9 protein-coding genes are annotated in these 11,775 nt (G+C 60.1%); 3 read left to right on the top strand and 6 right to left on the bottom strand.

From position 1 onward, the window contains the following. Positions 1-141 precede the first annotated feature (141 nt). The 3 genes from I4W07_RS07330 to I4W07_RS07320 form a co-directional block, all read right to left on the bottom strand. Positions 142-804: a response regulator transcription factor gene (locus I4W07_RS07330; protein WP_196026137.1), complete on the bottom strand. Its 663-nt coding sequence runs from the start codon at positions 802-804 to the stop codon at positions 142-144. A 50-nt stretch (positions 805-854) separates the two neighbouring features. Continuing rightward, positions 855-2,192, bottom strand: coding sequence for a glutamine synthetase family protein (locus tag I4W07_RS07325; protein WP_196026135.1), 1,338 nt, complete (start codon positions 2,190-2,192; stop codon positions 855-857). A gap of 134 nt (positions 2,193-2,326) precedes the next feature. Further along, complete coding sequence (locus I4W07_RS07320) at positions 2,327-3,349, bottom strand: LacI family DNA-binding transcriptional regulator (RefSeq protein WP_196026134.1); 1,023 nt, start codon at positions 3,347-3,349, stop codon at positions 2,327-2,329. A gap of 234 nt (positions 3,350-3,583) precedes the next feature. On the opposite strand from I4W07_RS07320, the gene I4W07_RS07315 reads away from it, so the two are divergent. Further along, a complete protein-coding gene (locus I4W07_RS07315; RefSeq protein ID WP_196026132.1) occupies positions 3,584-4,618 on the top strand; it encodes a sugar kinase in 1,035 nt (344 codons plus the stop codon). A 253-nt stretch (positions 4,619-4,871) separates the two neighbouring features. Continuing rightward, positions 4,872-5,513, top strand: a complete 642-nt coding sequence (gene eda, locus I4W07_RS07310; RefSeq protein WP_196026130.1) for a bifunctional 4-hydroxy-2-oxoglutarate aldolase/2-dehydro-3-deoxy-phosphogluconate aldolase — start codon at positions 4,872-4,874, stop codon at positions 5,511-5,513. A gap of 394 nt (positions 5,514-5,907) precedes the next feature. Here the strand turns inward: eda and I4W07_RS07305 are convergent, their stop codons facing one another. Then, the gene (locus I4W07_RS07305; protein ID WP_196026128.1) at positions 5,908-6,600 is read right to left on the bottom strand and encodes a GntR family transcriptional regulator; all 693 of its coding nucleotides are present in this window, start codon (positions 6,598-6,600) and stop codon (positions 5,908-5,910) included. Positions 6,601-7,150: 550 nt separating this feature from the next. On the opposite strand from I4W07_RS07305, the gene I4W07_RS07300 reads away from it, so the two are divergent. After that, entirely contained in the window at positions 7,151-8,242 is a 1,092-nt protein-coding gene (locus I4W07_RS07300) for an ATP-binding protein (RefSeq protein WP_195246053.1), read from the top strand. Between the two features lie 249 nt (positions 8,243-8,491). On the opposite strand, the gene ilvD is transcribed toward I4W07_RS07300, so the two are convergent. Continuing rightward, the gene (gene ilvD, locus I4W07_RS07295) at positions 8,492-10,270 is read right to left on the bottom strand and encodes a dihydroxy-acid dehydratase (RefSeq protein ID WP_230317548.1); all 1,779 of its coding nucleotides are present in this window, start codon (positions 10,268-10,270) and stop codon (positions 8,492-8,494) included. 108 nt (positions 10,271-10,378) lie between these two features. Beyond that, positions 10,379-11,740 (bottom strand): GntP family permease, encoded by a 1,362-nt coding sequence (locus tag I4W07_RS07290; RefSeq protein ID WP_196026126.1) that lies wholly within the window; start codon positions 11,738-11,740, stop codon positions 10,379-10,381. Between the last annotated feature and the right edge of the window lie 35 nt (positions 11,741-11,775).

Here is an 11,775-nt window from a genome sequence, read left to right as displayed (position 1 = left end):
CGTATCGCTTTCTTCTTTGGGCCATCTTGAACACCTTTCGCTCTTAACTAGGTGTCCAATTCATCATACCCACTCCAAACCTCCCATTTCCCGATGTCCAAGAAATGGGAGGCAGTTCACTGTCCCCTTTGTGGTGGAAAGCTAGTCCTTAAACAGATAGCCCACGCCGCGGACGGTGGTGATATGTGCCGCAATCTGCGGGCCCACCTTGGAGCGGATGCGTCGGATGTGCACGTCGACGGTGCGCGTGCCGCCGCAGTACTCAAAGCCCCATACGCGGTGCAGCAGCACCTCGCGGCTGTAGGCGCGGTTGGGGTGCGTCGCCAAAAAGCTCAGCAGCGAGTACTCCATCAGCGTCAGGTCGATGGGCTCGTTATCGAGCGTCACCTGGTAGGTAGCCAGGTTGATCTCGAGGTTATCGATGTTGAGCACATCGTCGGCGGCGACGGTCTCCTCCTCGCCCATCAGGCGCTGCGCGCGAGCCTTGAGTTCGTTGGGCGTCGCCGTGGGGCATACAAAGTCGGCATGCGCGTGATTGGGCAGACGCAGGGTACCGAGCGCCTCGTCGTCGACGATCACCAACATGGGGACACCGCCGCGGTCGTCGAGCCATTTGGCAATCTGATCGATGCGGTCGCTGCGGATGCCATCGGAATCGAGGATCAGCAGGTCAAAGTCGTGCGCCGCTGTCGGCGAATCGGGGGTGGCCAGGCTCACCTCGACACCCAGGGTGGTCGTCAAGCTGCGGGCAAGCTCGTGGAAGCGCGTCGTGCGCGCCATGAACAGGGCACTCTTTTCGGACATATCGGCCTCCAAGGAAATGAGCTCAATCGTACTGGAACAAGTCAGCGCGATTAGGAGTTCGCCAGGTAGTGCTTGATCTCCCACTCGGTGATCGTAGACTCAAACTTATGCCACTCGTCGCGCTTCTTTTTGAGGAAGAAGCTGTGGATATGCTCGCCGAGGGCATCCTTCATAAACTGCGAGTCCTCAAACACGTCGAGCGCCTCTTTGAGCGAACGCGGCAGCGGCGTGTAGCCGGCCTCGACCATCTGGCGGTCGGTGAGCTTGAGCGTCTCGGCCGTTGCCTCGGGCGGGAGCTCCAGCTTGCGCTCGATGCCGTCCAGACCAGCCGCCAGCGTGACGGCGTTGACCAGGTACGGATTGGCCATGGGATCGGGACTGCGCAGCTCGATGCGCGTGGACAGCTGCTTGCCGGGCTTGTAGACCGGGATGCGGACCATGCTCGCGCGGTTGCGCAGGCCCCACGTGGCGTACTGCGGCACGGAGTCGCCGCCCGTGGTGATGCGCTTGTACGAGTTGACCGTGGGGTTGGTGATGGCGCTAATCTCGCGGGCATGCGCCAGGATGCCGGCCATGTAGTGCTTGGCGATATCGGAGAGGTGGTACTTCTCGTCGTCCTCGCCCCAAAAGACGTTGTTGCCGTCGTGGTCGAATAGCGACTGGCACAGGAACATAGCGCTGCCGTCCTCGCCCGCCAACGGCTTGGGCATAAAGGAGGCGTGGCAACCGCTCTCGTAGGCCTGCTGCTTAATGATTAGTTTGGCCGTGGTGATGGCGTCGGACATGCTCAGGGCCTCGGCGTGGCGCAGGCTCATGCCGTGCTGCGAGCGGCCGGCAGCGTGGAAGGTGTACTCCACGGGCACGGACATCTTCTCGAGCGTGAGAACCGTGTTGCGGCGCAGGTCGCGGGCGGCATCGCTCACCGAAAGATCGAAGTAGCCCACGTTGTCGAGCGGCTCGGGCGTGTGCTCGTCGGGGAAGTAGCAATACTCCAGCTCGGCGCCCACGTTGAGCAGGTAGCCAGCCTTCTCGGCCTTGCGGAACATGCGGCGCAACGCATCGCGCGGATCGCCGGCGAAGGGCTTGCGGTCGGGGGTGCACACGTCGCAGAACACGCGGGCGACGCCGTTGTGGCTCGGGCGCCACGGCAGAATCTGGAAGGTCGAAGCATCGGGGAATGCGAGCATGTCGGCTTCCTCGGGCGTGGCAAAGCCCTCGATGGCCGAGCCGTCAAAGCCAATACCCTCCTCAAAAGCGACTTCGAGGTCCTCGGGGCTAATGGCAAAGTTCTTGAGGCGGCCGAGAATGTCGACAAACCACAGACGCACAAAGCGGATGTCACGCTGCTCTACGGAACGGAGTACGTAATCGATGTTCTGCTGGTTCATGTCGCTCCCCTTTCTTTCGGGCGGGTTTCGACTGGTCTATATCGCAGATACTATCGCAGAAAAATGTTTCCGCAGGGTTAAAGCGTATCAAGCGCTCAAAAAACGTGCGCGAACAGGCCGTTGCGAACGAGCGGTTAGCGCGAGGTCGATGCGCGGTGTTCGATGTGGCCGGGGATCTCGATGCGTTTGGGCGTCAGCTTTGCGGCCTCGCCCACAGTAGTGGTAACAACGTCGATGCGCTCGGACAGGCGCTCGACCACGCGCTCGGCGATGGTAAGGGTGTCTTGCGCGGCCGTGGTCACGCCGCCAAAGAGCACGTGATTCCAGGGATAGTCGTCAAACGTTGCGATCTTGAGACCCGCCGGCAGCGAGGGACCAAGCTGCGCCAGTGCCTCGGTCAGACGCAGGAAAACCAGGCCGTTGACGGCAATGAGGCCGAGCTTTTTGCCTGCATAGCCGCGGATGGTCTCGTCCAAGCGACCGACGCCCGTGGCGCCACCGTCGGCCAGGGTGACGACCTCGCCCGCAAGGCCGCGGCGCGAAAGCTCGTCGGCAAAGGCCTCGGCGCGCTCTCGACGCACGGGGCTATCGTCACTTGCCTCGGTGAGCAGGCACAGACGCTCGCTGCCCGCAGCTGCCAAGGCATCTACCAAGCCGGCGACCAGCTCACGGTTGTTAGATGTCACCAGGTCAACACCGCCGTCGGCAACGTCGCGGTCGAGCAGCACGACGGGCAGACGTCCCGCTGCCGCGGCGATCGCCTCGTCATTGCCTCCGCAGGTGTTGACGACCAGGCCGTCCACGCCGGCATCGATAAGTCTGGTGAGCGACTCCGCTTCCTTAGCGGGGTCGTTGCCGCTAATGGCCGTCATGAGCGAGCAGCCGCGCGCCGCGGCGCTGGCGGAAAGGCCCTCGAGCATGGCGCTCGAGAACGGGTTGGCGATGTCAGCCAGAATCACACCGATGAGGTTCGTACGCGAGCTGCGCAGATTGCGCGCGGCGGCACGTGGGCGATAGCCGGTGCGCTCGATAACTGCCGCGATGCGAGCACGGGTCTCCTCGGTCATTTGCCCGGGGCGGTTGTTGAGGTAGCGCGAGACCGTGGCCGGACTCACGCCCGCCTCGGCGGCAATGTCCTTGATTCTCATCTGCGCCATAACGCACCCCGTTTCCCAATTGTCGGCGATCTGAGCCATTTTAGGCATTTTTTTAAAAATCTCGGTTGCAAAACGCTGTAGGTGAGTATACTACAACTCGAAACGAAACCGATTTCGTAAACCGATTTCGGCGAGCGTTGGCACGCAGGTGCAAAGACGCACCCTACCGTCTTGGCACCTGCGTGCCAACGCCATATCAAAGGTGTACGCACGAGTAAAAGGAGCTGCGCGACCATGGGTAAAACGGTTCTTACCTTCGGCGAGATCATGATGAGACTCTCACCCAAAGACCACCTGCGTATTGAGCAGGCAACCGAGTTTGACGTCCGCTACGGCGGCGCCGAGGCCAACACTGCGCTTTCCCTGGCCTACCAGGGCGACAAGGCCGCTTACGTCTCCGTTGTCCCGGCCAACCGTCTGGGCGAGTGCGCCCTGCGTTCGCTGAAGGCCTACGGCGTCGACACCACGCGCGTCGTGCGTCAGGGCGACCGTCTTGGCTCCTATGTGTTTGAGGTCGGCGCCTCGCAGCGCGGTAACGGTTGCGTCTACGACCGCAAGTACTCTGCCATCAACATGGCCAAGCGCGACGTCTTTAACTGGGACGAGATCCTCAAGGGCATCGATGTCTTCTATTTCTCCGGCGTGACCCCCGCCGTCTCCGATGAGATGGCTGCCGCCTGCAAGGATGCCCTCACCGTCTGCCGCGCCAAGGGCATCACCACCGTGTGCGACGTGAACTATCGCGGCAAGATGTGGTCGCCCGAGAAATCGCAGGCCACCATGAAGGAACTCCTGCCGCTCGTCGACATCTGCATCGCCAACGACGAGGACGCGCCTGCCGGCCTCGGTATGACTTGCGTCTCCGGCTCCCTTGCCCACGGCATCGAGGAGCGTGACACCTACGTCGAGATGGCCCGTCAGATCTGCGCCGAGTACGGCTGCAAGAAGGTCGCCTCGGTCGTCCGCAACATCTCCTGCGTCGAGCGCTCCATCTGGATGGGCATGCTCTTTGACGCCGAGAGCGGCGAGCACTGGTTCTCCCCTGCTCACGATGTACACGTGCTCGAGGGCGTTGCCGCCGGCGACGCTTTCAACGCCGGCCTCGTCCATGCCCTCATCAACGACTTTGACCCGCAGGCTGCCGTCAACTACGCCATCGCGGCCTCGATCCTCAAGCTCACCATCAAGGGCGATTCCAACTTGGTGACCGCAGACGAGATCGCAGCCGTGGCATCAGCCGCCGACGGTGGCACTCGCGTCGCACGCTAGTCCGTCTCCATTCCGCGGGCCGCAGCTTTCCAATCCCATACCCCTGCGGCCCGCTCCCCGATTCCTCCGGCCGGGCAAAACCACCAGTCCCATTCCGGTTTTGCCTGGCATTTCCTACATGACTGGTCGAGCAGCCGGTTTTGGAATTGCTTGAACCCCAAGCAGTGCCTCCGATAACCAATCCAAAATCGGCTCCTGACCAGCACATTTGGCAATCACGCGCCCATGCGCGCCACACATCGAAAGGAACATCATGTTCGATCAGTTCTACACCACGCTTGAGTCCCTGGGCATCGTGCCGGTCGTTGTGCTCGACAAGGTCGAGGACGCCGCTCCGCTCGCCCACGCCCTTATGGCAGCTGGCATGAAGTCCGCCGAGGTCACCTTCCGCACCGCCTGCGCCGCCGAGTGCATCGCCGCTATGGCCGAGGCCGAGCCCGAGATGTGCGTTGGCGCCGGCACTGTCCTGACCGTCGAGCAGGTTGAGCAGGCCCGCGCCGCCGGTGCCAAGTTCATCGTCTCCCCGGGTTACAACGAGAACGTCGTGAAGCACTGCATCGACATCGACCTGCCCGTCCTTCCCGGCACCGTGACCCCCTCCGAGGTTACCGCAGCCGAGAACCTGGGCCTCAAGGTCACCAAGTTCTTCCCTGCGTCCCAGTATGGCGGCCTGAACACCATCAAGGCCCTCGCCGCTCCGTTTGTCGGTCACCGCTTTATGCCTACCGGCGGCGTGAGCACCGCCAACGTCGAGGAGTACCTGAGCTCCTCCGCCATCATCGCCTGCGGTGGCACCTGGATGGTCAAGCCGGCCCTGTTTGCCGACGGCGACTTCTCCAAGGTCGAGCAGATCGCCCACGAGGCCATGGACGTCGTCGAGAAGGTCCGCGGCTAGGTTTAGCTCTCTATCGTGAAAGGGGGGCGTGCCCTAAACCTCGCCCCCTTTCTTTTAAAGCGGCTCGGAAGCGCGCCGTTTCCGTCACGAACAAGAACCAAAACCGTCTTGTATGCTGATAGAACGTGACGGAAGCGACACGCCTCCAAGCCGCTTTGCCTACTCGGCTGGCCGTCGCGCTCAACTAAGCCACTTCGACAAAAGCCGAGCCACCAAAACAGCTGCGGTGCCGTCTGGAGGAATGGACCCTTGCTTCCGGTCTTTTCCTCCAAGCGGCGCCGCAGCTTTTTCGTGCCCCGATGTGCCCCAACGCAGTTGCGGTGAAATAGGGACTGTTTGCGCCACCTAGGCCGCAAAACAGTCCCTATTTCACCGCAACTTATATGGGGATTGATTAGATGGCCGAGTCTTTGGACAGCTCAAAATAATCGGGATGCAAGGCAATAACCGGGCCCTGCTCCTCGGGCATCAGATGCAAGTGTGTCTCGGCCAGATAGCTCGCCGCATCGGTATCGCCCCTCTTAATAGCCTCGAGAATTCGGCGATGCTGCCGACGAATCGGCTCCCAATCCAGATCCTGCGACACCATACGCAGCCAGTTATACCGCTCAAAATGCGTATTGATGCTATTCATCCAATCCCACAGCATATGGCGGCCGGCAATCACGAAACACGTCTCATGGAACAGGTTGTCCAGGTCAAAGAAACGACGCGTTTCGCTATGGTCGAGCGACTCGGACTCGGCAAGAATCTGCTCAAGCCGATGCTTTTGCTCGGGCGTGGCAGCAGAGCAGCATTTAATGAGCACGCTTCTCTCGAGTTTCTCGCGCAAGAAACAAGCGTTCTCGGCGCGCTCCATGCTGATTTTTGAGACATAGGTGCCGCTTTTGGGACGCGTTTCCACCAGTTCCTGCTCACGCAAGCGCACAAAAGACTCGCGAATGGGCGTGCGCCCGATTCCCGTCTCCTTTTCCAGACCAATCGCCGAAAGGCGTGTGCCGGGCCTAAGCTCGGCATAGATGATCTTGGAGCGCAATGCGTTGTATGCCTGATCTTGCAGGCTCTGATAATGCTGGTGTTGTTCCATAAAGCCCTCGGATGAAGCCCACGGTTTGTCGAATATCACCACGTAATACTATCGCATCCCCCGCCCCCTCATAAGTTGCGGTGGAATAGTTCCTGCTCAAAGCCTTCAGCAGCAAAAACAGGAACTATTCCACCGCAACTTCCAACAGTCTTTTTGGGACGGGGCTTTTTTGGCTACCCTGAGCCGCAAGTCGGCCCCTTGCCACAAAAGGGGCCCATCTACTACGTTAACGCGGAGAGCCCAGACCATGCTGAAAAGTGCAAAAACAAAACCGCTGGTAGAGAGCTTATCGATTTTCAAAATAGCCGGCTATGGTTGACCTCTGCGGCTTAAACGTAGTAGATAGGCCCTATTCGTGGCACAGCACTACTGCACCCCAAATTGGCACCCCGAGCCCTCGTGAGTTGCCAACAAGCTGTTCGCCCAGCGCTTTGTGCGCGCGGCATTCGGGAAATAGCACCGCCGTAAGAACCCGCAAACAGCGCTATACGTTGCTATATCTTGCTATACTTTGCTATATCTTGCTATATCTTGAGCAAAGGTGGCTCACATGCAAACAAACCCTTTTAAGCCCACAGCAGGTAAAACACCTCCCACGATTATCGGCCGCGAAGATGTACTCGAAGAATTCAGTGAAGGCCTCACCAACGGGCCTGGTGCCCCGGGGCGCCTAATGCGCATAGCCGGCGTCCGCGGAACGGGCAAGACGGTCCTCCTTGACGAGTGCTCACGTTTGGCGCAAAGCCGTGGCTGGACGGTCATAAAAGAGGTCGCAACCGAGGGACTTTGCCAGCGCATTCTCGAACAGCTGCAGCCCAAATTCCAGGCCAAACACGCCAGATTTGAGCCCACCGTAGCTGGCATATCCATCGGCAGCATAGATATTGAGCGAATCGGCCCATCGCTACGCGACGCCATGAGACAGACAATATCCAAGAATGGAAATGGCCTGCTCATCACTCTCGACGAGGTTCAAGACGCAGAGCTCGATGAGGTCCGAACGCTCTCCATTGCGATTCAGCAGGTTATCGGCGAAGACCTTGATATCGCCTTTGTTTTTGCTGGGCTGCCTTCGATGATTGAAAGCATCATTAACGGAAAGACACTTACGTTTTTGCGCCGTGCCCTCCCCTTTGATCTGAAGGCTGTGGCAGTAACCGAAGTGTCGTACTCCCTCGAGGAAACCATTGAAGCGTCTGGCATGGAGTTGCAGCCAGGTATTGCCGGCCAACTTGCCGAGGCAACGCAAGGCTATCCTTTCATGATCCAACTCGTTGGATACTACGCATGGCAGTTGGCAAGACGCGCACATACAGCGATTATTGGAGAAGAAGAAGCCGAGCGTGGCATTGCAACGGCACGCGAACGCTTCTGCGCCATGGTGATTGAGCCCGCGCTGCAGCGCATTCCGCCCACGTGCATCGCTTATCTGCTGAGCATGGCGTCTTTGGGGCAGACGAGCTCGACCAGCATGGTTGCCGATGCCCTAAACAAAACGCCTCAACAGGTGAGCTCCGTCCGCAGCCGCCTGTTAAGAGAATCGATTATCGAGGCTCCTTCGTACGGCAAGGTCTCATTTGCCATCCCCTACATGCGCGACTACCTCTACGAACACAAAGCCGAACTGGAAGTTGAACTGTAGAAACGGTAACTGCCCTGCAAGACGAAAACCGTTTTCGTACGGATTTAAAGCAGACGTAAACGGTTTTCGTCTTGATTTGCGTCCGAAATTAAGACGTAAATTGCGCTTTCGTACGCTTATTACCAGACGCAAATTGTTTACGTCCGGCTATGCGTCCCCAATCCAGACGAAAAAAGCTCCGAGCTCGTGCAAGCTCGGAGCTTTTCGTGCCGCACATCTATGAGAGGAGAAATTCGATGCGTACGTGCGCTACTCCATGTAGCCACCCTGAATGGCGGAAACTGCATGCTCGGTAAAGAACTTGAGCGTGCCGGAGGTATAGCGATTAGCCTTGGGCTTCCAAGCGGCTCGGCGCTCGGCCAGGACGGCGTCGACCTCGGCCGGCTCCATCTCCTTGCCGGCGATGCCCACAATAGACAGCGAGCGCTCGGGGATGTTGATCTGGATAAGGTCGCCCTCCTCGATCAGGGCAATCGGGCCGCCCACGGCAGCCTCGGGCGAAACGTGACCGATAGCCGGGCCCTTGGAGGCGCCGGAGAAGCGGCCATCGGTGATAAGGGCAATGCTCGCACCCAGCTCGGGATCGCTGGCGATAGCCTCGGTGGTGTAGAACATCTCAGGCATACCGGAACCCTTGGGTCCCTCATAGCGAATGATAACGGCATCGCCGGGCTTGACCTCGTGCGTCAGGACGGCGTGAATGGCGTCCTCCTCGCAGTCGAACGGACGGGCCTTGAGCGTAGCCTGGAACATCTCGCGCGGAACGACGGTGTGCTTGACGACCGCGCCCTCGGGAGCAAGATTGCCGTGGAGGATGGCGATGGAACCGTCGGTGCCGAAGGCCTGGTCAAACGGACGGATGATGTCCTCGCGCTTGAGATTCCACTTCTCAAGGTAACGACCGCACTTCTCGTAGTAACCGTTGTTCTTAAGGTCCTCGAGGTTTTCGCCGAGGGTCTTGCCGGTGACGGTCATGACATCGAGGCGGAGCATCGACTTGATCTCCTCCATGATGCGCGGCACGCCACCTGCATAGTAGAAGAACTGCGCCGGCCACTCGCCTGCGGGGCGAACGTTGAGCAGGTAGTGGGCGCCACGGTGCAGGCGGTCGAAGTCGTCGGCGGACATCTCGATGCCAAACTCGCGGGCGATAGCAGGAATATGCAGCAGCGAGTTGGTGGAACCCGAAATGGCGCCGTGGACCATGATGAGGTTCTCGAAAGACTCCTTGGTCACGATGTCGCGGGGGCACAGGTTGTGCTCGGAGAGCCACACGGACCGGCGGCCGGCCTCGCGCGCAAACTCACGCAGGTCGGAGCTGGTAGCGGGCAGCAGAGCCGTGCCGGGGAGCATAAGGCCCAGGGCCTCGGCGGTAACCTGCATGGTCGACGCGGTGCCCATAAACGAGCAGGCGCCGCAGCTGGGGCATGCGTTGTGCTTGGCAAACTCAAGCTCCTCGCGAGAGATCTCGCCGCGCTCGTAGCGGGCAGAAATCGCGCCAAGCTGCTCCAGGGTCAGCAGGTCGGGGCCTGCATCCATGACACCGCCGGTAACGACGATGGAGGGGATGTTGATGCGGCCCATGGCCATGAGGTTCGCAGGCAGGCCCTTATCGCAGCTGGCGACAAAGACGCCGGCGTCGAACGGGGTGGCCTTGGCATGGATCTCGATCATGTTGGCGATCATGTCGCGGCTGGGCAGCGAGTAGTTAATGCCGTCGTGGCCCTGGGCCTCGCCGTCGCAGATATCGGTGCAGAAGTAACGGGCACCGTGACCGCCAGCCTCGGCAACGCCAGCACGGACCTCCTCGACCAGCTCAAACAGGCCGGCAGAACCCGGGTGCGAGTCGCCGAACGTCGACTCGATAATGACCTGCGGCTTGTCCAGATCCTCGATGGACCAGCCAGAGCCCAGACGCAGCGGGTCCATCTCGGGGCTGATGGTGCGAAACTTGCCGGAACGCGGCTGCAGCTTGGCAACCAGGTCGGCTGCCTCCTGCTGAATCTGTGCCTTGGTCTTCTCGTCCATGATGCTCTCCTCTTTTGATTTGAACAGTTGTATCAATCGTTGGTTAATGAATCAGGTGTAAATGGGTACCGAGCGATGCACTCGGCAAAAGATGCTTAGCTACGCGAACTAGGCGAAGAACGAAATCACCAGGGCGCAGGCAAGACCCGAAAGGCCGATGAGCGTCTCCATAATGGTCCAGGACTTGAGGGTGGTCTTCTCGTCAATCTCCAGGAACGAGGAGCACATCCAAAAACCGGCATCGTTGACGTGCGAGAGGGCCGTGGCACCGCCGCAGATAGCAAGACAGATAGCGGCACGCATGAGCACTGAGGCTCCGGCAACCGCGGGCATGGCGGCCATAATGCCCGATGCCATGGTCATAGCGACGATGGAGCTGCCGACAGAGGCACGCACCATGACGGCAATCAAGAAGGCGACGACCACCAAAGGCAGCGGTGAGGCCTCGAGCATAGGACCGATAACCTGGCCCAAGCCGCAGTCCTGCAGCATCCAGCGAATGACGCCGCCACAGGCGATAACCAGCAAGATCATGCCGACGGGCTTAAGAGAGCGGTCGAACAAGGCCTTGAACTCGGCGCCGGAGTAGCCTCGGCGTGCGCCCAGCAGATACATCGCGACGAGCGTGGCGAGCGTCAAAGCGACGAACGGCTTGCCCAGGAAGGCGAGAATCGAGGCGAGCTCGGCGGGCATGGGGATATAAGAAGACAGCGTGCCCTGCAAAATCAGACAAAGCGGCGTGAGCACGATGGCAAGCACCATGCCAAAGGAGGGAAGCTCCTTTTCGTCGCTCGCGCCCTCGGCAGAGGTAAAGTGCTCCGGAACATCGGTAAAGATGCGACCGCCCACGTTGCGACCCCAGATGACGCCGGCGATCGCCATGGCGATGAAGGCGGTAGGGATACCGACGAGAATCATGGTGCCCAGGTCGACACCGAGCGTGCCGGCGACCAGAACCGAACCGGCCGATGGCGGCACAAACGCATAGCCAGCCGCCAGTCCCGCGAGCAGGGCGATGCCGTAGTAGAGGGTCGACTTCTTGGTCTGCGACGCCACACTAAAGGCAAGCGGGATCAAAACGACCACGCCGGCCTCAAAGAACACCGTGGTGCCGATGACCAAACCGGTGATGCCCAGCGCCCAGCTGGAGTGGCCCTGGCCAAAGGTGTCAATGAAGGTCTGGGCGATCTTCTTGGCGCCGCCGCTCTCCTCCAAAATCTGGCCGAACATCGAACCTAAGCCAATGAGCAGGGCGATGTTTTGCAGCGTGGTGCCCACGCCCTTGGTGACGGTGTCTGCCACCATGTCGAGCGGCATGCCGGCACCGATACCGATCACGAGTGCCGAGACCATCATCGACAGCACGGGGTGCAGCTTGAACTTGATGATGAGCGCAAGCAGCAGCGCGATGCCCACGATGGCGGCGATGACCAGCCTGGTGGGGTCAGCCATAAACGTTGGGTCTGACATCTTTCCTCCAATTCATCAGACCTTTTGAATTCGTC

This window comes from Collinsella aerofaciens (assembly GCF_015670745.1).
Taxonomy (GTDB): domain Bacteria; phylum Actinomycetota; class Coriobacteriia; order Coriobacteriales; family Coriobacteriaceae; genus Collinsella; species Collinsella aerofaciens_T.
The sequence above is the reverse complement of the archived record's forward strand: the minus strand, read 5'-3'. Positions and strand labels throughout refer to the sequence as shown.

Bases quoted from the DNA above. Each gene is read 5' to 3' on its own strand.
- I4W07_RS07330 (WP_196026137.1), bottom strand. From the start codon at position 804: ATGTCCGAAAAGAGTGCCCTGTTCATGGCGCGCACGACGCGCTTCCAC.
- I4W07_RS07325 (WP_196026135.1), bottom strand. From the start codon at position 2,192: ATGAACCAGCAGAACATCGATTACGTACTCCGTTCCGTAGAGCAGCGT.
- I4W07_RS07320 (WP_196026134.1), bottom strand. From the start codon at position 3,349: ATGGCGCAGATGAGAATCAAGGACATTGCCGCCGAGGCGGGCGTGAGT.
- I4W07_RS07315 (WP_196026132.1), top strand. From the start codon at position 3,584: ATGGGTAAAACGGTTCTTACCTTCGGCGAGATCATGATGAGACTCTCA.
- eda (WP_196026130.1), top strand. From the start codon at position 4,872: ATGTTCGATCAGTTCTACACCACGCTTGAGTCCCTGGGCATCGTGCCG.
- I4W07_RS07305 (WP_196026128.1), bottom strand. From the start codon at position 6,600: ATGGAACAACACCAGCATTATCAGAGCCTGCAAGATCAGGCATACAAC.
- I4W07_RS07300 (WP_195246053.1), top strand. From the start codon at position 7,151: ATGCAAACAAACCCTTTTAAGCCCACAGCAGGTAAAACACCTCCCACG.
- ilvD (WP_230317548.1), bottom strand. From the start codon at position 10,270: ATGGACGAGAAGACCAAGGCACAGATTCAGCAGGAGGCAGCCGACCTG.
- I4W07_RS07290 (WP_196026126.1), bottom strand. From the start codon at position 11,740: ATGTCAGACCCAACGTTTATGGCTGACCCCACCAGGCTGGTCATCGCC.